Consider the following 22,961-nt stretch of genomic DNA (forward strand, 5'->3'; position numbering starts at 1 on the left):
CGTCATTCGCGCGGCGGCAGCACGGTGAGCACCTCCTCCACCGTGGTCAGGCCCTGCGCGACCTTCTCGGCGCCGGCGCGGCGCAGGGTGCGCAGGCCGCCGGCGACCGCGGCGCGCGCGAACGCGGCCAGCTCCATGTCGGGGCGGATCATCGCGCGCAGGCGCGGGGTCACCGGCATCAGCTCGTACAGGCCGACGCGGCCGAGGTAGCCGGTGTTGCGGCATTCCAGGCAGCCCACCGGCGCGCAGGGCCGGCCGCGCGGCACCGGCTCGCCGGGGTCGAGCACCGCGCGCCAGGCGTCCTCGGAAAGCTCGGCCGGGCGCTTGCAGTGCGGGCACAGCGTGCGCACCAGGCGCTGCGCGAGCACGCCGTTGAGGGTGGAGGCGATCAGGTAATGCGGCAGGCCCAGGTCGAGCAGGCGGGTGACCGCCGAGGGCGCGTCGTTGGTGTGCAGGGTCGAGAGCACCAGGTGACCGGTGAGCGAGGCCTGCACCGCCATCTGTGCGGTGTCCAGGTCGCGGATCTCGCCGATCATGATGATGTCCGGGTCCTGCCGCAGCAGGGTGCGCACGCCCTGGGCGAAGCCGAGGTCGATCGCGGCGTGGACCTGGGTCTGGTTGAGCTCCGGCGCGACCATCTCGATCGGATCCTCGACGGTGCAGACGTTGACGTCCGGCGTGGCCAGCGTCTTCAGCGTCGAATACAGCGTGGTGGTCTTGCCCGAGCCGGTCGGGCCGGTGACCAGGACGATGCCGTGCGGGCGCTGCACCAGCTCGTTCCAGGTGCGCGCCTCGCCGGCGTCGAAGCCGAGCTGGGCGATCGGCTTGAACGCGGTGTCGGGGTCGAAGATGCGCATCACGCACTTCTCGCCGAACGCGGTGGGCATGGTGGACAGGCGCATCTCCACCTCGCGCCCGCCCGGCGAGCGGGTCTTGATGCGGCCGTCCTGCGGGCGCCGGCGCTCGGCCAGGTCCATCCGGCCCAGCACCTTGATCCGGCTCAGCACCGCGGCCATCACCGGCGGCGGCATCTCGAAGACCTTGTGCAGCACGCCGTCGATGCGGAAGCGCACCCGGCCCAGGTCGCGTCGCGGCTCCAGGTGGATGTCGGAGGCGCGCTGCTCGTAGGCGTACTGCAGCAGCCAGTCGACGATGTGGACGATGTGGTGGTCGTCGGCGTTGACGTCGCCGGACTTGCCCAGCTCGACCAGCTGCTCGAAGGTCGGCGCGTCGGTACCGCCGCGCTGGTCCTTGGCGCCGCGGATGGAGCGGGTGACGCCGAAGAACTCCATCGTGTAGCGGTTGAGGTCGAGCGGGCTGGCGACTTCCAGCACGATCTCGCGCCGCAGCAGGCGCTGCAGGTCGGGCAGCCAGTCCAGCGCCAGCGGTTCGCTGGTGGCGATCAACGCGCGCTCGGGCCCCACCTCCAGCGGCAGGATGCGGTGCCGGCGCGCGTAGGCGTGGGAGACCAGATCGGTGATCCCGGCGACGTCGAGCCGGGTGGGATCGATGCGGCGGTAGCGGTGGCCGGTGCGCGCGGCCAGCCATTCGGTCAGCGCCTCCAGGCCGAGCTCGGCGCCCGGGGTGCGCGCCGAGGCCAGCTTGAGGTTGGCCAGCAGCACCAGCGGGTGCACCGCATCGACGCCGCGCAGGTGGCGGCTGCCGGCGCGCGCGCGCGCGGCCTCCTCGGCGCCGATCACGCCGTCGGCGGCGAGCGCGTCGATCAGCGGCGCCACCGCCAGGCGCCCCGGCGGCAGGGTGCCGGGCGCGACGGCGGCACGGACGGGGCGGGCTTCGTTCAAGGCGACGGCCGGGCTCGCGAAAGGGCGCCGCTATACTAGCGCGCCCCGTCACGCGAGCCCGCCGAGATGCCCGGTCCGACCTTCCAGGAGCTGATCCAGCGCCTCAACGCCTACTGGGCGGCGCGGGGCTGCGTGCTGATCCAGCCGCTGGACCTGGAAGTGGGCGCGGGCACCTTCCACCCGGCCACCTTCCTGCGCGCGCTGGGCCCGGAGCCGTGGAACGCGGCCTACGTGCAGCCCTGCCGCCGGCCCACCGACGGCCGCTACGGCGAGAACCCCAACCGCCTGCAGCGCTACTACCAGTACCAGGTGGCGCTGAAGCCGAACCCCGACGACATCGTCGAGCTGTACTTCGGCTCGCTGAAGTCGCTGGGCATCGACCCGCAGGTGCACGACCTGCGCCTGGTCGAGGACAACTGGGAATCGCCCACGCTCGGCGCCTGGGGCCTGGGCTGGGAGGTCTGGCTCAACGGCATGGAGGTGACCCAGTTCACCTACTTCCAGCAGGCCGGCGGCCTGGAGTGCCGGCCGGTGCTGGGCGAGATCACCTACGGCCTCGAGCGGCTGTGCATGTACCTGCAGAACGTCGACGACGTGTTCGACCTCGTCTGGACCCACGGCCCCGACGGCGCGCCGGTGACCTACGGGGCGGTTTACCACCAGAACGAGGTCGAGCAGAGCGCGTACAACTTCGAGGTCGCCGACGTGCCCGAGCTGCTGCACCGCTTCGACGCCTGCGAGGCCGAGGCGCTGAAGCTGGTCGAGCTGGACCTGCCGCTGCCGGCCTACGAGCAGGTCTGCAAGGCCAGCCATTGCTTCAACCTGCTCGATGCGCGCCGCGCCATCGGCGTCACCGAGCGCCAGCGCTACATCCTGCGCGTGCGCAGGCTGGCGCAGGCGGTGGCCGAGCGCTACTACGCCAAGCGCGAGGCGCTGGGCTTTCCCGGGCTGAAGACGCCGAAACAGGCCGCTTGACCCTTCTCCCGCCTGCGGGAGAAGGTGCCCGACGGGCGGATGGGGGCGCGCGGCGCCGCCGCGCGGAACATCCGCGCAGCCCCCTCGGCAGGCCCTCACCCCCCACCCCATTCCCGCGCGCGGGAACGGGGCTTCGAGACCCAAGGCACCGCGACATGACCCACACCCAACCGCTGCTCATCGAACTCGGCACCGAGGAACTGCCGGTCTCCGCCCTGCCGGGCCTGGCGCAGGCGTTCTTCGACGGCGCGCTGGACGCGCTGGCCAGGCGCGGGATCGCCGTGGAGCGCGGCGAGGCGAAGCCGCTGTACACGCCGCGGCGCCTCGCGGTGCTGCTGCCGGGTGTGGCGGTGGAGCAGCCGGAGCAGCGCTCGGAGGTGCTGGGCCCCTACCTCAACATCGCGCTGGACGCCGACGGCCGGCCGACGCGCGCGCTGCAGGGCTTCGCCGCCAAGGCCGGGGTGGACTGGACAGCGCTGGAGAAGACCGCCGACGCCAGGGGCGAGCGCTTCGTGCACCGCACGGTGCGCCCGGGCGCGCGCACCGCCGAGCTGCTGCCGGAGATCGTGCGCGAGGCGATCGCGGCGATGCCGATCCCGAAACCGATGCGCTGGGGCGCCCATGGCTACGCCTTCGCGCGGCCGGTGCACTGGCTGGTGCTGCTGCTGGGCGAGGAGGCGATCGAGGGCGAGGCGCTGGGCGTGCGCGCCGGCCGCGAGAGCCGCGGCCACCGCTTCATGCACGACGCGCCGGTGCCCATCGCGCGGCCGGGCGACTACGTGGAGGCGCTGCGCGCGGCCAAGGTGCTGGCCGACCCCGACGAGCGCCGCGCGCGCATCGTCGCCCAGGTGCAGGCCGCCGCGCGCGCGGCCGGCGGCGAGGCGCGCATCGCCGCCGACAACCTGGAACAGGTGAACTGCCTGGTCGAATGGCCGCACGCGGTGGCCTGCGCGTTCGAGCCGGAGTTCCTGGCCGTGCCGCAGGAAGCGCTGATCGCCACCATGGAGGCCAACCAGAAGTTCTTCCCGGTGCTGGGCGAGGACGGCCGCCTGCGCGAGCGCTTCGTCGGCGTGGCCAACATCGAGTCGAAGGACGAGGCCGAGGTGCGCAAGGGCTACGAGCGGGTGATCCGCCCGCGCTTCGCCGACGCCAAGTTCTTCTTCGTCGAGGACACCCGGCAGGGCCTGGCCTCGATGCAGGCGGGCCTGGCCACGGTCACCTACCAGGCCAAGCTGGGCAGCCTGGCCGACAAGGCCGCGCGCGTGGCCGCGCTGGCCGAGGCGATCGCGCCGCAGGTGGGCGTGGACGCGGCGCTGGCCAGGCGCGCGGCGGCACTGTCCAAGGCCGACCTGCAGTCGCGCCTGGTCGGCGAGTTCCCGGAGTTGCAGGGCATCGCCGGGCGCTACTACGCGCTGCAGGACCCGTCGCTGGACGACCTGGCGCCGGAAGCGCGGCGGGCGATCGCCGACGCCATCGACGAGGCCTACCAGCCGCGCTTCGCCGGCGACGACATCGCGCTCTCGCCGCTGGGCAAGGTGCTGGCGATCGCCGAGCGCCTGGACACCCTGGCCGGCGGCTTCGCCGCCGGGCTCAAGCCCACCGGCAGCAAGGACCCGTTCGCGCTGCGGCGCAACGCCCTGGGGCTGGCGCGCACGATCGTCGGCAGCGGCTTCGACCTGGACCTGCGGGCGCTGCTCGCGGCCGCGGCGGACGCCATCGGCCCGCTGCCGACCGGCCAGGACGGCGCGAGCGCGGCCGCGGACATCGACGAACTCTACGACTTCATCCTCGACCGCCTGAAGGGCCACTACGCCGAGCGCGGCGTGCCGCCGCAGCACTTCGCCGCGGTGGCCGCGCTGCGGCCGGCCTCGCTGTACGACTTCGACCGCCGCATCGACGCGATCGGCAGCTTCGCCGCGCTGCCCGAGGCCGAGGCCCTGGCCGCGGCCGACAAGCGCATCCGCAACATCCTGCGCAAGGCCGGGGTGGAGATCCCGGCGGCCATCGACCCGGCGCTGCTGTCCGAGCCGGCCGAGCGCGCGCTGGCCGAAGCGGTGGAAGCGGTCTACGCCGAGACCGGCCGCGCGCTGGCCCAGGGCGACTACGTCGATGCGCTGGCGCACCTGGCGCGGCTCAGGCCGCAGGTGGACGCGTTCTTCGACGCGGTGATGGTCAACGCCGACGACCCGGCCGTGCGCAGCAACCGCTTGGCCCTGCTCAAGCGCCTGGGCGACCGCCTCGGCAGCGTCGCCGCCATCGAGCAGCTCTCCGGCTAGGGCCGTATCGCCCCGCAAGCGGGGAGCACTCTGTTTTCCCTTCCCCCGCAAGCGGGCGAGCACTCTGTTTTTCCCTTCCCCCGCGAGCGGGGGAAGGTGCCGAAGCGCGCCACCTTCTCCCGCTCGCGGGAGAAGGGAGGGCATGGTCCCGCTTGCGGGAGAAGGGACGGCATGAGCCCGCCCGCGGGAGAGGGAACAGCATGCGCCCGCTTGCGGGCGAAGAAGGACTGCTTCGGCGCTGCAGGTCGAATGCCGCGGCACCCTAGTCCGCCGGGTATCGCGGCACCCGGATGCGGAAGGTACTGCCGCGTCCGGGTTCGCTCTCGACCGCGATCCGGCCGCCCGCGGCCTCGATCAGGTTGGCCGCCACCGCCAGCCCGAGGCCGGTGCCCTGTCCGCTGGGCCGGGTGGTGAAGAACGGTTCGAGGCAGCGCGCGCGCACGTCTTCGGTCATGCCGTGGTCGGTATCGGCGACGGCCACCTCGATCCAGTCCGGCCCGGCCTGCGCACAGGCGATGCGGACGACGCCGCCGTCGGGCATGGCCTGCACCGCGTTCGCCGCCAGGTTCAGCAGCACCAGCTCGAACTGCGCGCGGTCCAGGCGCACCGGGCGCGGCGACGACGGCGGCTCGAGCTCCAGCGCCACCGCCGGCGGGCATAGCTGGCGCAGCAGCGGGCGCATCTGCGCCAGCGCCTCGCCGGCATCGAAGGGTTCCGGGCGCGCGGGTTCGTGGCGGCTGAAGTCGAGCAGCTTGCGGCTGACCGCCGTCGCGCGCCGGGCGGCGGCGTCCACGCCCGCCAGCGCCGCCTTCAGTTCGTCCACCGCGTCCGTGCGCGTGCCCCTCGCCGCGTAGCCGCGGATCAGGGTCAGGAGGTGGTTGAAATCGTGCGCCAGACCGCTGGCCAGGCGCCCGGCGGCTTCCATCTTCTGCGCGTGCACGAGCTGCTCGTGCGAGCGTTCGCGCGCCTGCATCTCCAGCTGCAGGCGGTCGCGGGTCCGGGCCAGCTCGCGGTTGCGCTCGCGCAGCGCGTCCAGGCTGTCGCGCAGGCTGGCCACCGCCAGGTCGAGCACCGCGGCCATCGCCACCAGCATCAGCACGAGGTGCAGCGCGCGGTCGCGCACGCGCACGATCGCGATGGGGTCGAGATAGGCGCCGGCGTCGCGCCAGGCGCCGAGCAGCATCAGCGCGACCAGGCAGGCCACCGCGACCCACAGCGCGCGCCGGCTCAGCACCAGGCCGCCCACCAGCACCGGCAGCATCTGGCCGAGCGGGTTCCATGCCTGCGCCTGCAGGCCCCAGCGCAGATAGCCGTAGCCCTGCAGCGACAGCGAGACGGCCACGAACAGGCCCGCGGCCAGGCGCAGCCGCCCTCGGCGCAGGATCAGGAAACAGATCCACATCGCGGCGGTGTTGAGCAGCGCCGGCGCCGCCGCCACCGGCGCCGCGCCCGGCCGCCACATCGCGTCCAGCAGCACCAGCGGCTGGTACAGGCCCATGAAGACCAGCAGCCACCGCATCATCGCGGCGTTGTTGCGCTCCACCGGATCGGCCGGCGACGCGGCGCCCAGCCAGGCGGCGGCACGGCGCCATGCGCGCGGCGCGACGGCGGCGGACACGGATGCGGGGGATGCGGAGCCGTCCATGACGATCACTGTAGCGAAGAAGACGCGCCGCCCGACCGCCGCCGCGCGCGATGCGATAATCGCGCGTTCGCCGACGCGCCCATCGCCCGGCGCCATCGCATCGAGATCGAGGGACAGCATGCGCTCGAACCGGGCCGGACGGCTGCCGCTGGCCGCCGCATTCGTCTTCTGCGCCGCGGCGCACGCGCAGAACGTGCCGGCCGGCGACCCCTACGCCGCGCGCATCGACCGCTGCATGCAGGCGGCGCTGCAGGACGAGCCGCGGACCGGCCTGTCGCTGGCCGGCTCGCTCCTCGCCGAGCGCGGCCTTCCCGACGGACCGCGCCTGGGCGCGCTGACCTGCGAGCAGATCGCGCAGTACAAGCTGGGCCGGCACGCGCAGGCGCTGGAGACGATCGAACGGATCCTGCCGCTGCTGGAGGCGCCGTCCATCCATGCGGACGATCGCTTCAGCGCCACGATGAACGCAGCCGGTACCCTGCTGCCCCTCGGTCGGGCCGACGACGCGCTGGCGCTGTACGACCGCGCGCTGGCGCTGGTCGGCGACGACTCCCCGCACGGCCAGGTCGCCGCGCTCCACGGGATCGGCATGGTGCATGCCCTGGCTCGCGACGATCAGGCCCAGGCCGAGGCCTATTTCCGGCGCGCGCTGGCGGTGATCGACCGCCACCGCATGCCCGGCTCGATGGCCGAGCTGATGCTGCACTACAACCTCGGCTACACGTTGCTGCTGGCCGGCCGGCCGGCGGATGCCGAGGCCGCACTGCTGCGCGCGCTGGAGATGGCGGAAGGCAGGACGGCGCTGGACCGGTTGCGCTACGCCATCCTCAGCCATCGCGGCGAGATCGCGCGCCTGCAGGGCGATTCCGAGACCGCCCGTGCCCGCCTGGAGCGGGCGCTGGCCTGGCAGCATGCCGACCAGGACCTGCAGGGCGAGGCGGTGACGTCGATCTGGCTGTCCGGGCTGGCGCTGCAGCAGGACGGGCCGGAGCAGGCCTTGCCGCATGCGCTGCGTGCGCTGGCCGTGGCCGAACAGGGCAACTTCGTGCCGGAGATCCGCAGCAGCCTACGCCTGCTCGCCGACCTCCATGCCCAGATGGGCGATGCGGCCCGCGCCGCCGACGACGCGCAGCGGTTGCGGGAGCTGCAGCGGCGATCGGCACCGACCGGCGGCGCGGATCGGCTGACCGCGTTGCAGGCCCGGGCCGATGCCAGCGCGCAGCGATCCGTCCCGTCGCCGCGATCCACCGCGCTGCGCGACACCGCGCTCGGCGCGCTGGCGCTGCTGCTGGCGATCGGCGGCCTCGCGCTTCATCGCGCCCGGCGCCGGCGCCGCGAAGCGGCGGCGCGCAACGGCGGCGGCCTGCCCGGCCTGCGCGAGGCGATCGCGCGCCTGGAAGCGCTGCCTCCACCCGACGACGGCATGCGCCACGCGCTGCTGTCGATCGAGATCGATACGGGCGCGGCAGCCGGCGACGCGCTGCCCGACGGCCTCGCCCAGCGCCTGCGCGAGGCCTGCGACGGGCACGACGTGGTCGCGCGCCGGCGCGGCGACGCGTTCGTGGTGATGCGCCCGGACACCCACCGGGAAGCCGCCTGCGCGCTGGCCGGGCACCTACTGGGGACGCTGCGACGCGCGCTGGCGGAGATGCCGCGGGCCGATGCGGAGGCCGCCGTCCGCATCGGCGTGGCGCCCTGCCCGTTCTTTCCGCACGACGCGCCGCAGTGGGAGGCCTCGCTGCGGATGGCCGACCGCGCGTGCGCCTCGGTGCAGGGCGCGGCCGGCGGCTGGGCGGGCCTGTGGGGCCTGCCCGCCGGCGCCGGCACCGATCCCGAGCGCGTGCGCCTGGATCCGCAGGCCGCGCAGGCCCGGGGCTGGATCGCGATCGACGGCGAGCGGCCCCGTTCGCGGCCGTCCGATCCCGGTGCGCCCGCACGCGTCGATGCCTGAGCGCAGCGGCGCGCTCGGCACGCGTTAACCGGCATCCACGCCGGCTTGGGTATCCTGCCGCGATGCGCGCGCCCGGAATCCCGTCCTTCATCGCCATCCTGGCGCTGCTCGCCAGCGGCGCCGCCCACGCCATCGAGGTCGGCGAAGTCCGCATCGAGGGCCTCGACGAGGAGATGACCGAGAACGTGCGGGTCTCGCTCTCGCTGGCGCAGGCCCAGGGCCGCGACGTCTCCTACCGGCGGCTGGCCTACATGCTGCGCGAGGCCGAGAACGAGACCCGCGAGGCGCTGGAACCGTTCGGCTTCTACGATCCCGCCATCCGCGTCGAGCGCGAGGAGCGCGCCGAGCGCGGCGCGCCGGTGCGGGTGCGGATCGAGGTGACGCCCGGCGAGCCGGTGCGGGTGCGCCATTCCAGCATCGCCATCCTCGGCGCCGGCGGCGAGGACCGCTACCTGCGCCGCGAGCTGGACGCGTTCGCGCCCTCGCCCGGGGCGATCTTCGACCATCCGATCTACGAGGCCAGCAAGAGCCGCATCAGCCGCCGCCTCGCCCAGCGCGGCTACTTCGACGCCGACTTCAGCGCGCGCCGGGTGGAGGTCACCCGCGCCGAGCGCGCCGCCGACATCGAGCTGGTCTGGACCAGCGGCGAGCGCTACGACATGGGCCCGCTGACCTTCGCGCAGACCCCGAAAGAAGTGGTGGACACCGGCCTGCTGGAGCGGCTGGTGTACTGGGAAGAAGGCGACTACTACCACCAGGGCCGCCTGGACCGGCTGCGCGCCTCGCTGCAGCGGCTGGACTACTTCGGCAGCATCAGCATCGATCCGCAGCCGGAGAACGCGGTGGACCGCCGGGTGCCGATCGAGGTGACCCTGACGCCGGCGCCGCGCAAGATCCAGACCGCGGGCCTGTCCTACGGCACCGACAGCGGCGCCGGCTTCCGCCTGGGCGAGGAGCGGCGCTACGTCAACCGCCGCGGCCACAAGGCGCTGGCGCAGATCGACTGGGCGCAGCGGCGCAAGACCGCGACCCTGCAGTACCGCATCCCCGCCTTCGCCTGGCTCGACGGCTGGTACACGCTCAGCCTGCAGGGCGCCGACGAGCAGACCGACTACATCGACACCCGCCGGCTGGAGCTGGTCGGCAGCCGCAGCGGCCAGTTCAACGAGCGGCTCAACCTGGTCGCCTCGGTGCACGCGCTGCGCGAGCGCTGGGCCTACGTGGAGGAGAACGGGGGCGACGAGACGATCGAGCCCGACTACCGCTACGCCACCTTCCTGTACCCCTCGCTGCGCGCCGAATACGTCGACGTCGACGACCGCCTGTTCCCGCGCGACGGCATCGGCGGCACGGCCTTCCTGCGCAGCGGCGTGGAAGGGGCCGGCTCGGACGCCAACTTCGCCCAGCTGCACGTCCGCGCCACCTGGTACCGCGGCATCGGCGAGCGCAACCGCCTGATCGTGCGCGGCGAGGTCGGCACCACCTGGACCGACGCACTAGTGGACATGCCGCCCAGCCTGCGCTTCTACGCCGGCGGCGACCGCAGCATCCGCGGCTACGACTGGCGCGAGGTCGGCCCGCGCATCGGCGACTTCGCGGTGGGCGCGAAGAACGTCACCACCGGCAGCGTCGAGTTCGAGCACTACTTCCAGAACGGCTTCGGCTTCGCGGTCTTCGTCGACAGCGGCAGCGCCTACGACGACACCCCCGACTGGCACACCGGCGTGGGCGCGGGCGTGCGCTGGGCCTCGCCGGTGGGCCCGCTGCGCTTCGACATCGCGCGCGGCCTGGACGATCCGGACTCGCCCTTCACCCTGCATCTCGACATCGGAGCGTCCTTCTGATGGCGCCCGTCTTCCGCAGCCACCGCGACCCCGACGCCAGCCCCGAGGCGCGCGAGGCGCGCATCGCCGAGCTGCGCGCGCGCCGCCGCAAGCGCCTGCGCTGGCTGGCGATCCGCTCCGCGTTCGTGGTCGGCGGCCTGGCCCTGCTCGCCGCCGGCCTGCTCTACTGGCTGCTGATGACGCTGGGCGGGCGCGACTTCCTGCTGGCGCAGATCGTCGCCCGGCTGCCGGCCGGCACCACCTTCGAGTGGCGCGACGCCGAAGGCCCGGCGACCGGCCCGCTGACCCTGCACGACGTGCGCTTCGTGTACCGAAGCTGCCCCGATCGCGACGGCGAGCCGGTGCCCTTCGGCGGGTGCGAGACGCCCGACGCGCTGAGCTTCCAGGCCGCGCGGGTGATGATCGACCCCGACATCCGCCCGCTGCTGGGCAAGCTGCTGCGGCTGGACGCGCTGGAGATCGACGGCGGGCGCCTGCAGCTTCCGCCCAGCCGCGACGACACGCCCTTCGAGCTGCCGAGCTGGCCCGACGCGCTGCCGCAGATCGGCCCGCTGCCGCTGGCGATGCAGGCCGACGCGATCCGCATCGACGGCTTCGAGGTGATCGGCGCCGAGGGCCCGATCATCGACATCCGCAGCGCCACCGGCGCGCTGGACGCGCGCGACGGCCGCCTGCACGTGGAACGCCTGGTCGTGGACAGCGACCGCGGCCGCTTCGCCGTGCACGGCGACTACGTGCCGTCCGAGGACTACCGCATGGACCTGGTCGCCAGCGCGGTGCTGCCGGCGCCGGCCGGGCGCACCCGCCCGCGCATCGGCCTGGCCGCGCGCGGCGACGCCACCGAGCTGGGCGTGGCGATCCGCGGCAACGCCCCGGCCCCGGTCTCGGCCGACCTCTCCCTGCGCGGCCGCGACCGCCCGGGCTGGCGGCTGGCGGCGCAGGCCGAGGCGCTGGACCTGGGCCTGCTGACGGGCAGCGGCGAGGCGGGCGGCGAGCCGCTGGCCTTCGCGCTGACCGCCGACGGCACCGGCGGCGAGGCCAGGCTGCAGGGCCACGTCGCGCAGGGCGCCCTGCGCGCCGACCTGCGGCCCTCGGTGGTGCGGGTGGAAGACCAGATCCTGGAGCTGAAGCCGCTGCGGGTGGACCTGCTCGACGGCCGCATCGCCGCGCGCGGCCGCGCCGATTTCAGCGATCCGGGGCATCCGCGGGGCAAGTTCTCGGTCTCCGCGCGCGGGCTGCAGTGGCGCGGCAGCCCCGACGAGGCCACCGGCGAACCGCCGCCGCCGGTGACCGCCGACGCCGATTTCGGCCTGGCCGGCACCCTGCAGGGCTGGGCCGCGATCGGCAAGGCGACCCTCGCCCGCGACCGCCAGACCGCCCAGGTGGCGCTGGACGCGCGCGGCGACGCCGAGCGCGCCACCCTGCGTACCCTGCGCGCGACCATGCCCGGCGGCCGGCTGGAGGGCCGCGGCGAAGCGGCCTGGGCCCCGGCGCTGGGCTGGACGCTGGACGCCGAGCTGTCCGGCTTCGACCCCGGCTATTTCCTGCCCGACTGGCGCGGCGCGGTGAACGGCACCCTGGCCAGCCACGGCAGCACCCGCGACGACGGCGGGCTCGACATCCTGCTCGACGTGCCCTCGCTCGACGGCACCCTGCGCGCGCGCCGGCTCGGCGGCCGCGCCCGCGCCGAGATCCGCGGCCCCGCCGCCGGCGCGGTCCCGGGCACGCCCTACGACGTCGAGGGCGAGCTGGACCTGCGGCTGGGCCAGAGCCGGGTCGAGGCGCGCGGACGCGTGGCCGACCGCCTCGACGTGGACGCCACCCTCGCCCCCCTGCAGCTCGACGACGTCCTGCCGGGCGCGAGCGGGCGCATCGAGGGCACGCTCGCGCTCGACGGCGCGCGCACCGCGCCCGACATCGTCGCCGACCTGACCGCCACCGCCCTGCGCTGGGGCGAGTACGGCGCCGAGCGCGCGCGCATCCACGGCGAGCTGCCCTGGGGCCGGGGCGACGGTCGCCTCACCGTGGCCGCGAGCGCGGTGCAGGCCGGCGTGGCGCTGGACAGCGTGGAGATCGAGGCGACCGGCGCGGTGGAGTCGCTGCGCGCGAGCGCCAGCGCGCGCGGCGAGATCGGCGCGTTGGACCTGGCCGCCGAACTCGACCGCGCGGCGCAGGGCTGGCGGGGCGCGCTGTCCTCGATGCGGCTGGCGCCGGCGCGCGGCGCGGCCTGGGCCCTGCAGGCGCCGGCGCGCTTCTCGCAGCGCGGGACCGGCTGGCAGGTGGCCGAGTCCTGCTTCGCCAGCACCGGCGGCGGCTCGCTGTGCCTGTCCGCCGACTGGCCGCGCAACGGCCTGACCGCGACCGGCCGGCAGTTGCCGCTGGCGCTGGCCGAGCCCTACCTGTCCGCGCGCGAGGACGGCCAGTCCTGGGCGCTGCGCGGCGAGATCGACCTCGACGCCCGCGTGCGCCCGGCCGGCGACGCCTTCGCCGGCAACGTCTCGGTGCGCTCGGACAGCGGCGGCCTGCGCTTCAGCCCGCGCGCGCCGCGCGACGTGGTCGGCTACAGCGGCCTGCAGCTCGACGCCGAGTTCGGCGCCAACAGCCTGCAGGCCACGCTCGCGACCACGGTCGACGACAGCGGCCGCATCCGCGCCGAGCTGGCCACCGGCTGGGACGCCTACGCGCCGCTGTCGGGCCGCCTGGACGCCGACATCGACAACCTCACCTGGGTCGAGCTGTTCTCGCCCGACATCGTCGAGCCGGAGGGCCAGCTGACCGCGCGCCTGAGCCTGGGCGGCACCCGCGCGCAACCGCAGATCGGCGGCACCGCCGGCCTGACCGGCTTCCGCACCGAGCTGCCGGCGCTGGCGATCGAGCTGACCGACGGCAGCCTGCGCCTGGACGCCGCGCCCGACGGCACCGGCCGCCTGTCGGGCAGCGTGCGCTCCGGCGAGGGCGTGCTGAACATCGACGGCAGCCTCGGCTGGACCGGGCAGGCGCCGATCGAGCTGAACCTGCGCGGCGAGAACGTGCTGGTCTCCGACACCCGCGACCTGCACGCGGTGGCCGATCCCGACCTGGTGGTGCGCATCGCACCCGGCCAGCCGATCGACGTCGCCGGCACGGTGACGGTGCCCGAGGCCCGCCTGGACCTGGAGCGGCTGAGCGAGGGCGTGTCCACCTCGCCGGACGTGGTGGTGCTGGACCCGGTCGATCCCGAGGAAGGTCCGCCGACCGGCCTGCGCATGGACCTGACCGTCGCGCTGGGCGACGAGGTGCATCTCAACGGCTTCGGCCTGACCGGCCAGCTCGGCGGGCGCCTGCGCGTACGGCAGGTGCCGGGCCGCGAGATCATGGGCCTGGGCTCGCTGCAGGCCAGCGGCCGCTTCAAGGCCTACGGCCAGGAACTGCGCATCACCCGCGGCAACTTCGTCTGGAGCAACGACCCGGTCGCCGACCCGGTGGTGGACCTGCGCGCCGAGCGCCGCATCGAGGCCGAGGAGCTGACCGCCGGGGTGGACGTCGGCGGCCGCGTGTCCTCGCCCTCGATCAGCGTGTGGACCGATCCGAGCCGCGACCAGTCCGAGGCGCTGTCCTACCTCGCGCTGGGGCGCTCGCTGTCCACCGTCACCGGGGCCGAAGGCGAGCAGCTCAACGCCGCCTCGGCGGCGCTGACGGCCGGCGGCGACCTGATCGCCTCGCGGCTGGGCGGCAGCCTGGGCCTGGACAGTGCCGGCATCGGCCACTCGCGGGCCCTGGGCGGCAGCGTGCTGGGCGTGGGCAAGCAGCTCTCGCCGCGCCTGTACGTGGGCTTCGGCGTCTCGCTGCTGGGCACCGGCCAGGTGCTGACGCTGAAGTACCTGCTCAGCCGCGGCTTCGACGTCGAGATCGAATCCAGTTCGCTGGAGAACCGCGGCTCGCTGAACTGGCGGCGCGAGACCGACTGAACGCGATCTCGCGCGGCAGCGCGGCACGAGGCGCCATCGCACTGCAACATGCGCGCTCTACGGTCGCCCTGCACCCGGGCCGCGGCGCGGGCAATAAAAAGCCCCGCAGGCAGGGGGGGCCGGCGGGGCTCGGTGGAACGCGGGCTCGGGGAGAAGCCTTATTGCGTTCCGGGGGATCACTCCAGGGGAAGGGAGAGATCGGCGACGGACGTTGCATCCGTCGCGGTCTATATGACCATTCTCTACATGGATGGTTCGTGAAGATTCCGCTTGGATTTCCTTGTGGATTCAGGCGCCGTTTACCCAGGCTGCGCACCGTCCGCGGCGGCTCAGTGCGCCTCGTCCCAGTTGTCGCCCACGCCGCTGTCCACCACCAGCGGCACCGCCAGTTCCGCGGCCGCGACCATGCGCTCGGTGGCGCCGGCCAGCAGCGCATCGACCTGGTCCCCGGCGACCTCGAACACCAGTTCGTCGTGCACCTGCAGGATCATCTTCGCGTCCGGGAGCTCGGCGCCGAGCCAGGCGTCGATCGCGATCATCGCCCGCTTGATGATGTCCGCGGCGCTGCCCTGCATGGGCGCGTTGATCGCCGCGCGCTCGGCGCCGGCGCGCAGGCCGGCGTTGCGCGCGGCGATGTTCTCCAGGTACAGCCGGCGGCCGAACACGGTCTCCACGTAGCCCTGCTCGCGCGCCTGCTCGCGGGTGCGCTCCATGTAGTCGCGCACGCCCGGGTAGCGCGAGAAGTACAGCGCGATGTAGTCCTGCGCCTCGCCGCGGCCCACGCCCAGGTTGCGCGCCAGGCCGAACGCGCCCATGCCGTACATCAGGCCGAAGTTGATCGCCTTGGCCGCGCGCCTTTCGTTGGCGGTCACCTCGTCGAGCCGGCGGCCGAACACTTCCGCGGCGGTGGCGCGGTGGATGTCGGCGCCCGAGGCGAACGCCTGCAGCAGCCCGGCGTCGCGCGACAGGTGCGCCATGATCCGCAGCTCGATCTGCGAGTAGTCGCAGGCGACCAGCTTGCGGCCCGGCGGCGCCACGAAGGCGCGGCGGATGCGGCGGCCGTCGTCGGTGCGGATCGGGATGTTCTGCAGGTTGGGATCGGAGGACGCCAGCCGCCCGGTGGCCGCGCCGGCCTGGTGGTAGCTGGTGTGCAGGCGGCCGGTTTCCGGGTTGATCATCTCCGGCAGCTTGTCGGTATAGGTGCCGCGCAGCTTGGCCAGGCTGCGGTACTCCAGGATCACCCGCGGCAGTTCGTGCTGGTCGGCGATCGCCTCCAGCGCCTCCTCGTTCGCGCTCGGCTGCCCCTTCGGCGTCTTCACCAGCGCCGGCAGGCCCAGCTCGTCGTACAGCAGCGCGCAGACCTGCTTCGGCGAATCGAGGTTGAACGCGCGGCCGGCCAGCTCGGTCGCCTTCTGCTGCGCGGCGAGCATGCGCCGCGAGAGATCCGCGCTCTGCCGGCGCAGTTCGTCGGCGTCGATCATCACCCCGTTGGCCTCGATCCGCGCCAGCACCGGCACCAGCGGCATCTCGATCTCGCGGTAGACCCGCTCCAGCGCCGGTTCCGCCTTCAGCTGCGCGCCGAGCACGCGGTGCAGGCGCAGGGTGATGTCGGCGTCCTCGGCGGCGTAGCGGGTGGCGTCGTCGAGCGCCACGTGCGAGAACGGGATGCGCTTGGCGCCCTTGCCGGTCACGTCGTCGTACTTGACCGTCTCCACGCCGAGGTAGCGCCGGGCCAGCGAGTCCATGTCGTGGCGGCTGGCGGTGGCGTTGTAGACGAAGCTCTCCAGCATGGTGTCGTCGGCATAGCCGGCCACCTCCACGCCGTGGCGGCGCAGCACGTGGATGTCGTACTTGCCGTGGTGGCCGAGCTTGCGCCGCGCCGGATCGGCCAGCAGCGGCCGCAGCGCGTCGAGCACGCGCTCGCAGCCGAGCTGCGGCGGCGCGCCCGGGTAGTCGTGGGCGAGCGGCAGGTAGGCGGCGCGGCCCGGGGCGTCGCTCACGCTCAGGCCGACCAGCCGGGCGCGCAGCGGGTCGAGCGAGTCGGTCTCGACGTCGAAGGCGAACTCGTCCGCCGCCTCCAGCCGGCACACCCAGGCCTCCAGCCCGGCGGCGTCGAGCACGGTCTCGTAGGCGCCCGCGCCGGCCAGGGCCGGGTCGGGGGCCGGCGCCGGCGTCGCGCCGCTGCGGGCGAAGCCGGCCTCGGTGGCGCGCAGGCTGACCGGGCCTTCGGCCGCCTCGGGCGCCGCGCCGCCGTCCAGCTCGCGCAGCGCCTGGGTGAAGCCGTAACGGGTGTAGAGCGCGCGCAGGGCGTCGGCGTCGCGCGGGCGCAGCGGCAGGTCGCGCGGGCCGCGCTCGAGCGGCACGTCGGTGCGGATCGAGACCAGGGTGCGGTTGAGCGGCAGGCGCTCGAGCGCGGCGCGCAGGTTGTCGCCGATCTTGCCCTTGATGCTGCCGGCGTTGGCGATCACCCCGTCCAGCGATTCGTACTCCGCCAGCCACTTGGCGGCGGTCTTCGGCCCGCATTTCTCCACGCCGGGCACGTTGTCGATGCTGTCGCCCATCAGCGCCAGCAGGTCCACGATCTGGTCGGGGCGCACGCCGAACTTCTCGCGCACCGCGTCCTCGCTGTCGAGGCGGCTGCCGCTCATGGTGTTGACCAGGGCGATGCGCGGCTGCACCAGCTGGGCGAAGTCCTTGTCGCTGGTGGAGATGGTGACCTCCAGCCCGTCGATCGCGGCGGCCACCGCGAGGGTGCCGATGACGTCGTCGGCCTCCACCCCGTCCACGCGCAGGATCGGGATGCCCAGCGCCTCGACGATGTCGCACATCGGCTGCAGCTGCGCGCGCAGCTCGTCGGGCATCGGCGGGCGGTTGGCCTTGTAGTCGGGGTAGAGATCGTCGCGGAAGGTCTTGCCGGGCGCATCGACCACGAAGGCCACGTACTCGGGCTGTTCCTTCAGCGTGGCGCGCAGCATGTTGACCACGCCGAACAGCGCGCCGGTCGGCTCGCCCTGGGCGTTGGTCAGCGGCGGCAGCGCGTGGAAGGCGCGGTAGAGGTAGGACGAACCGTCGATCAGGACTAGGCGTGGCATCGATGGATTCTACCTTGGCGATCCGCCGCCCCCGATCACGGCACGCCGCCGCGCGGGGCGCGCATAATGGCCGCAATCCGCCGTGGAGCCTGCGATGAACGCCCGAGTGCCTGCCGGTCCGTTGCTCTTGTCCTGCCTGCTGCCGGCGCTGCTGCTGGCCGGTTGCGCCACCTCGCCCGCGCTCGACCGCCCGCAGGGCCTGCCGCCGGACGCGGTCGAGGCCACCCGCGTCGAGCCCAACGGCGACACGATCACCGAGTACCGGGTCGCCGGCCAGCTGCGCGCGGTGCGCATCCAGTCCGCGCGCGGGCCGGTCTACTACCTCTACGACCGCGACGGCGACGGCAGCCTCGACCGCGGCGAGGGCGACGATCCTCCGCAGACGTACTACAAGCTGTTCGAATGGGATTGAGCGCGCCGCGCCCGCGCCCGCGCCCATGAGCGAGGCGAACGTCGCCCTGGTCGGCTACGGTTTCGCCGGCCGGGTCTTCCACGCCCCGCTGATCGCGCACACGCCCGGGCTGCGCCTGCACACCGTGGCGTCGTCCGACGCGGCGAAGGTGCGCGCCGACTGGCCGCGGGCGCGCGTCGTCGCCGACCCGCACGCGGCCTTCGCCGATCCCGCGATCGACCTCGTGGTGCTGGCCACGCCCAACCACACCCACGCGGCGCTGGCCGTCGCCGCCCTGCGCGCCGGCCGCCACGTCGTCGTCGACAAGCCCTTCGCGCCGACCCTGGCCGAGGCCGAGGCCGTCGTCGCCGCCGCCGACGCCGCCGGCCGGCTGGTCAGCGCGTTCCACAACCGGCGCTGGGACACCGAGTTCCTGACCCTGCAGCGGCTGATCGCCGACGGGGCGCTCGGCGAGGTGGTCGAACTGCGCTCGCACTTCGACCGCTACCGGCCGCAGGTGCCCGACCGCTGGCGCGAGCGGCCCGGCCCGGGCGCCGGGCTCTGGCTCGACCTCGGCCCGCACCTGGTGGACCAGGCGCTGCAGCTGTTCGGCCCGCCCGAGGCGGTGCAGGCCGACATCGCCGCGTTGCGCGACGGCGCCCGGGTGGACGACTGGTTCGAGGTGAGCCTGCACTGGCCGCGTCGGCGCGCGGTGCTGCACGCCTCCACCCTCGCCGCAGAGCACCGCCTGCGCTTTCTCGCCCACGGCACCGCGGCGAGCTTCCTCAAGCACGGCCTCGACCCGCAGGAAGCGCGACTGCGCGAGGGGATCGCGCCCGGCGCGGCCGGCTGGGATCGCGACCCCGTTCCCGGCGAACTGGTGCGGATCGAGAACGGCGCGGCGCGGCGCGCGCCGGTGGCGAGCGTGCCGGGCGACTACCGCGCCTACTACGCCGGCATCCGCGACGCCCTGCGCGACGGGGCTCCGCCGCCGGTGACGGCCGCCGAGATCCTGGCCGCGATGCGGGTGCTGGAGGCCGCGCAGGAGAGCGCGATCCGCGGCGCGCGCATCGCGCTCGCGGCCGCGACCAGCCGGTAAGCGCACGACGGCCTCGGCGCGGCGCGCGCGATCCGGCCCTACTCGCGCTGCACGCCGTGGCCGCCGAAGGCGTCGCGCAGGGCGGCGAGCAGGCGGTCGGCGAAGGCGTCGCCGTCGCGGGAGCGCAACCGCGCGATCAGCGCCTGGGTGATCACCGGCGCGGGCACGTCCAGCGCGATCGCCTCGGCCACCGTCCAGCGCCCCTCGCCGGAATCGGCCACGTGCGGGGCGATGCCCGCCAGCCCGGGATTGCCCCGCAGCGAATCGGCGGCCAGGTCCAGCAGCCAGGAGCGGATCACGCTGGCGTCGCGCCAGATGTCGGCCACCTGCGCCAGATCCAGGTCGAACTCGCGCTTGCGCTGCAGGATCGCGAAGCCTTCGGCGAAGGCCTGCATCAGCCCGTACTCGATGCCGTTGTGCACCATCTTGGCGAAGTGGCCCGCGCCGGCGGGGCCGACGCGGCCCCAGCCGCGCTCGGGCGACGGCGCCAGCGTGGCGAACAGCGGCGCCAGCCGCTGCGCCAGCGCCGCGTCGCCGCCGATGGTCAGGCTGTAGCCGGCCTCCAGCCCCCAGACGCCGCCGCTGGTGCCGACGTCGAGCCAGCCGATGCCGTCGGCGGCCAGCGCATCGGCGCGGCGCTGGCTGTCGCCGTAGTGGCTGTTGCCGCCGTCGATCACCGCATCGCCCGGCGCCAGCAGGGGCCGCAGCGCCTCCAGCGTGGCGTCCACGGCCGCGCCCGCCGGCACCATCAGCCACAGCGCGCGCGGCGCCGGCAGCATCGCCACCAGCGCGGGCAGCGCATCGGCGGTCTCGATGCCGCGCGCCGCCGCGTCCGCGCCCGCCGCCGGGCTCGGGTCGTAGCCCACCACCCGGTGCCCGCCGCGGCGCAGGCGCTCGGCCATGTTGGCGCCCATGCGGCCGAGCCCGATCATGCCCAGATCCATGCCTCGCTCCCGTGCTCGAAGGAGCGCCAGCCTCGCACGGAACCGGCGCCGCGCGCGAGGCGCGCCGGCTCGCGCGGCCAGGGGCGAGCGCCCGCGGCGCGTCGGGCCGTCGACGACGAGCGCACCGCGGCGGCCGGCGCCTCGATCCCCCGACCGCTTGCGGGAGCGATGCCCCGCCGAGGCGCCGCGGGGTCAGCGTCCGGATTCCGGATCCGGTGCGGGGCCGGAATGCGCGCACGCCTCGATCTGGCGCGCGATGTCGGGCGGCGGCGGCCGGCAACCGCAGGCCGCCGCGTGGGCGCGATGCCAGGCGAGGCGCTGCTCGGCCGTCGCGTGTTCGGGCATGCGATGCTGCGCGTGCCACGCCTTGTTGGTCTTGCCCATCGCGGGTCTCCGGGGTATGGGAATGGCGGCGGCGACCGACCGTTTCCGCGGCGCGCGGATCGGCCACGATAGCGCTCGGGGCCTCTCGCCGAGAAGCGCCGAGCGAGCCGGCCGAGCGGGCGCGAGGCGCGGCCGGCGGCGGCCGCCACCGCGGGACGGGGCGGTGCGCGACCTCGGAATCCGGCGCGCTGGCGACCGGCGCATCGGCGTCGCTGTCGCCTCCGGGTTCAACCGTGCGGATCGGAAAGGGCTGCGGCGTGCGCGTGGCCCGGCGCGCCGGCCCGCGTCCAGCGCATCGCGTACTCGTCCTGGCCTGTCGCGGCATCGACGCCCCGCGCCACGATCGAGAAGCCGTGCGAGCGGTAGAAGGCGATGCTGGGCGCATTGGATGCGTACACCGACAGCTCGATGGCGCTCCTGCGCTGCTGGGCATGGCGCAGCAGCGCCGTGCCGATGCCGCGGCCCTGCCGTTCCGGCGCGACGAACAGCGCCGCCAGCCGGTTGCCGGCCAGCGCGCAGAATCCGGCGATGGCCGCCGCGTGCTCGAACACGTGGATCTCGGATGCCGGAAGGTACCGCGTGCGCATGGCGTCGACCTGCGCGGACCAGAAGCCGGGCGCGGCGAAGTCGTGGGCGCGGACGGACGCGCGCAGCCAGATGTCGACAACGGCGTCCATGTCGCCGGACGCGAACGCCCTGATCATCCGTTCGGCGCCACGCCCAGCCGCGCGCCGCGCAGCTGCGGGCTGCCGTCGACGACGTCGGTCCAGACGACGTGGGCGATGCCGCCGCTGACCGCCAGGCGCGGAAAACCGGTGGCGCGGCCGCCGCCCTGCAGGGCGGCCACCTGCACGCGCTCCAGCTCGCGCGCGAGGTCGGGGGTGTAGCGCGCCAGCCACAGCGACTGCGCGCCGTTCTCCTCGCGCAGCCACAGCACGCGCGCCTGCTGCGCGTCCAGCGCCACCGCCACGCGGCCCAGCACCGCGGCGCCTTCGTCGAGCGTCAGCGGCGCCTGGAAGGTATCGCCGGCATCCAGGCTGCGCGCCAGCCGCACCTGCGGCGCGCCGCCGGCCTCGGTGTACCAGGCCACCACCACCGCGTCGCCGTCGGCGGCCACCGCCGGACCGTTGACCGGACAGGCCGGCATCGTCCAGCCGTCGGCGTGCACGCGGCGCGGCGCGGTCCAGACGTTGCCCTGCAGGCGCGTGGCCAGGATGTCGCGCACCTCGTCGGGACTGCGCCCGCGGTAGACGAGCAGCGGCCCCTTGGCGGTCACGGCGACGTCGGTCTGGCAGCAATCGCACACGCGGGTGTCGAGGGTGGATGCGAGCACCGGCTGCAGCGCGCCGTCGAACAGCGCCGCGCGCAGCGCCATCGCGCCGCCGCCCTCGTGCGCGTCCGCTTCGCCGTCCGCGGCCGCATGCGCGCCCGCGGTGGCGCGACCGTCGAGCCAGGCCAGGCCGAGCAGCGACTCGCCCTGCGGCCACAGCGCGACGAAGCCATGCTCGGTGGCGGTGCCGTCGTCGTGCGGGAGCACCGGCGGGCTCCAGCTGGCGCCGCCGTCGCGCGAGCGGGTCAGCGCCACGTCGTAGGCGTAGGGCGCGTCGCCGTTCTTCTGCAGCCAGTGCGCCCACAGCGCGCCGTCGGGCGTGGCCAGGATGTGCGGGGTGTCGGCCCAGTTGACGACCATGCGGTTGCCGACCGCGATCGTCTTCGGCGCGCTGTCCCAGCGCACGTCGGCCGGCCACCAGTTGGAGAACCGGAACAGGTGGCGGCGGCCGGGCTGGGAATCGATCCAGGACAGCAGCACGCGGCCGTCCGGGGCCACCGTCAGGTCCGGGGCGGAACTGCCGGGCTGCGCGGGCAGCGGCCAGGGCTCGACGCGGGTGGGCGCGTCGAGCGCGTCGGGCGCGTGCGGGCGCAGGTCGGCACCGTCGCGCCCGCAGGCGCCGAGCAGCGCGGTGGACAGCAGCAGGAGCAGGGCGGCGCGCATCGGCAGGACCTGTGTGATCTCGACGGGCCGCAGTGTAGCCCCGGATGCCGCACACGCCCGCGCCGCCGGCGATGGCGTACCCTGGCCGCTCGCCTGCGTACCGGAAATCCGCTTGGACGTCGTCGTCGCCAGCTTCACCGATCCGATCGAGGCGCAGCTCGCCCGCGGCCGGCTGCAGGCCGAGGGCATCGAGGCGCGGCTGGACGACGAGCACAGCAACCTCGCCAACTGGGAATGGCGGCTGGCGATCGGCGGCGCCAAGCTGCGGGTGCCGGCGGCGCAGGCGGGGCGTGCGCGCGAGGTGCTGGCGGCGCTGGACGCCGGCGCCTACGCACTGGACGAGCAGACCGCGCCCCTGGACCCGCCCGACCGCGAGAGCCCGTCCAGCCGCCTGGCCTGGGCGGCGCTGATGCTGCTGAACCTGCCGCTACCCTGGCGACGGCGGCGCGGCGACGACGCGCCGGCATCGCGCACGCTGTAGGGCCCGGCACGCGATCGGGCCGTAGCGCCGGGGCGGGCCCCGGGTGCAGACACCTTCTGCTGTTCCCTTCCCCCGCAAGCGGGGAGCACTCTGTTTTTCCTTCCCCCGCAAGCGGGGAGCACCCTGTTTTCCCTTCC

At 74.5% G+C, this 22,961-nt stretch carries 15 protein-coding genes; 8 read left to right on the top strand and 7 right to left on the bottom strand.

What is annotated here, in order from left to right; translation table 11 throughout:
- Positions 1-2: 2 nt before the first annotated feature.
- On the bottom strand, positions 3-1,802 hold the full coding sequence (locus Z164_RS0117425) for a GspE/PulE family protein (RefSeq protein ID WP_024891961.1): 1,800 nt from the start codon (positions 1,800-1,802) through the stop codon (positions 3-5).
- Between the two features lie 66 nt (positions 1,803-1,868).
- Here Z164_RS0117425 and glyQ point away from each other — a divergent pair, with 66 nt between their 5' ends.
- The gene (glyQ, locus tag Z164_RS0117430) at positions 1,869-2,777 is read left to right on the top strand and encodes a glycine--tRNA ligase subunit alpha (RefSeq protein WP_024891962.1); all 909 of its coding nucleotides are present in this window, start codon (positions 1,869-1,871) and stop codon (positions 2,775-2,777) included.
- A 155-nt stretch (positions 2,778-2,932) separates the two neighbouring features.
- Positions 2,933-5,053 (top strand): glycine--tRNA ligase subunit beta, encoded by a 2,121-nt coding sequence (gene glyS, locus Z164_RS0117435; protein ID WP_024891963.1) that lies wholly within the window; start codon positions 2,933-2,935, stop codon positions 5,051-5,053.
- Positions 5,054-5,315: 262 nt separating this feature from the next.
- Here the strand turns inward: glyS and Z164_RS0117440 are convergent, their stop codons facing one another.
- Positions 5,316-6,818, bottom strand: coding sequence for a sensor histidine kinase (locus Z164_RS0117440; protein ID WP_024891964.1), 1,503 nt, complete (start codon positions 6,816-6,818; stop codon positions 5,316-5,318).
- On the opposite strand from Z164_RS0117440, the gene Z164_RS0117445 reads away from it, so the two are divergent.
- From Z164_RS0117445 to Z164_RS20925, 3 genes are all read left to right on the top strand, one after another.
- The gene (locus Z164_RS0117445; RefSeq protein WP_024891965.1) at positions 6,817-8,649 is read left to right on the top strand and encodes a tetratricopeptide repeat protein; all 1,833 of its coding nucleotides are present in this window, start codon (positions 6,817-6,819) and stop codon (positions 8,647-8,649) included. The two genes, Z164_RS0117440 and Z164_RS0117445, sit on opposite strands and share 2 nt — an antisense overlap.
- A 62-nt stretch (positions 8,650-8,711) precedes the next feature.
- Entirely contained in the window at positions 8,712-10,493 is a 1,782-nt protein-coding gene (locus Z164_RS0117450; protein ID WP_024891966.1) for an autotransporter assembly complex protein TamA, read from the top strand.
- Positions 10,493-14,440: a translocation/assembly module TamB domain-containing protein gene (locus Z164_RS20925; protein ID WP_052338504.1), complete on the top strand. Its 3,948-nt coding sequence runs from the start codon at positions 10,493-10,495 to the stop codon at positions 14,438-14,440. Before Z164_RS0117450 ends, Z164_RS20925 begins: the two co-directional genes overlap by 1 nt.
- 329 nt (positions 14,441-14,769) lie before the next feature.
- Here Z164_RS20925 and polA read toward each other — a convergent pair whose 3' ends face one another.
- Positions 14,770-17,532: a DNA polymerase I gene (gene polA / locus Z164_RS0117460; RefSeq protein WP_024891967.1), complete on the bottom strand. Its 2,763-nt coding sequence runs from the start codon at positions 17,530-17,532 to the stop codon at positions 14,770-14,772.
- A 94-nt stretch (positions 17,533-17,626) separates the two neighbouring features.
- On the opposite strand from polA, the gene Z164_RS0117465 reads away from it, so the two are divergent.
- Together Z164_RS0117465 and Z164_RS0117470 are read left to right on the top strand one after the other, a co-directional pair.
- Positions 17,627-17,944, top strand: a complete 318-nt coding sequence (locus Z164_RS0117465; protein ID WP_052338505.1) for a DUF2782 domain-containing protein — start codon at positions 17,627-17,629, stop codon at positions 17,942-17,944.
- A 25-nt stretch (positions 17,945-17,969) separates the two neighbouring features.
- Positions 17,970-19,022 carry an oxidoreductase gene (locus tag Z164_RS0117470; protein WP_024891969.1) on the top strand — a complete coding sequence of 351 codons (1,053 nt, stop codon included), beginning with the start codon at positions 17,970-17,972 and terminating at the stop codon, positions 19,020-19,022.
- A gap of 38 nt (positions 19,023-19,060) precedes the next feature.
- On the opposite strand, the gene gnd is transcribed toward Z164_RS0117470, so the two are convergent.
- The 4 genes from gnd to Z164_RS0117490 form a co-directional block, all read right to left on the bottom strand.
- The gene (gene gnd / locus Z164_RS0117475) at positions 19,061-19,996 is read right to left on the bottom strand and encodes a phosphogluconate dehydrogenase (NAD(+)-dependent, decarboxylating) (protein WP_269079019.1); all 936 of its coding nucleotides are present in this window, start codon (positions 19,994-19,996) and stop codon (positions 19,061-19,063) included.
- Between the two features lie 162 nt (positions 19,997-20,158).
- Complete coding sequence (locus Z164_RS0117480) at positions 20,159-20,350, bottom strand: hypothetical protein (protein ID WP_024891971.1); 192 nt, start codon at positions 20,348-20,350, stop codon at positions 20,159-20,161.
- Positions 20,351-20,577: 227 nt separating this feature from the next.
- Positions 20,578-21,054 (bottom strand): GNAT family N-acetyltransferase, encoded by a 477-nt coding sequence (locus tag Z164_RS0117485; protein ID WP_024891972.1) that lies wholly within the window; start codon positions 21,052-21,054, stop codon positions 20,578-20,580.
- Positions 21,051-22,343 carry a sialidase family protein gene (locus Z164_RS0117490; protein ID WP_024891973.1) on the bottom strand — a complete coding sequence of 431 codons (1,293 nt, stop codon included), beginning with the start codon at positions 22,341-22,343 and terminating at the stop codon, positions 21,051-21,053. The genes Z164_RS0117485 and Z164_RS0117490 overlap by 4 nt, the downstream gene beginning before the upstream one ends.
- 112 nt (positions 22,344-22,455) lie before the next feature.
- Between Z164_RS0117490 and Z164_RS22860 the strand changes: the two genes are divergently transcribed.
- Positions 22,456-22,824, top strand: coding sequence for a putative signal transducing protein (locus tag Z164_RS22860; RefSeq protein WP_024891974.1), 369 nt, complete (start codon positions 22,456-22,458; stop codon positions 22,822-22,824).
- Positions 22,825-22,961: the final 137 nt, after the last annotated feature.

This window comes from Luteimonas huabeiensis HB2, from assembly GCF_000559025.1.
GTDB classification, from domain to species: domain Bacteria; phylum Pseudomonadota; class Gammaproteobacteria; order Xanthomonadales; family Xanthomonadaceae; genus Luteimonas; species Luteimonas huabeiensis.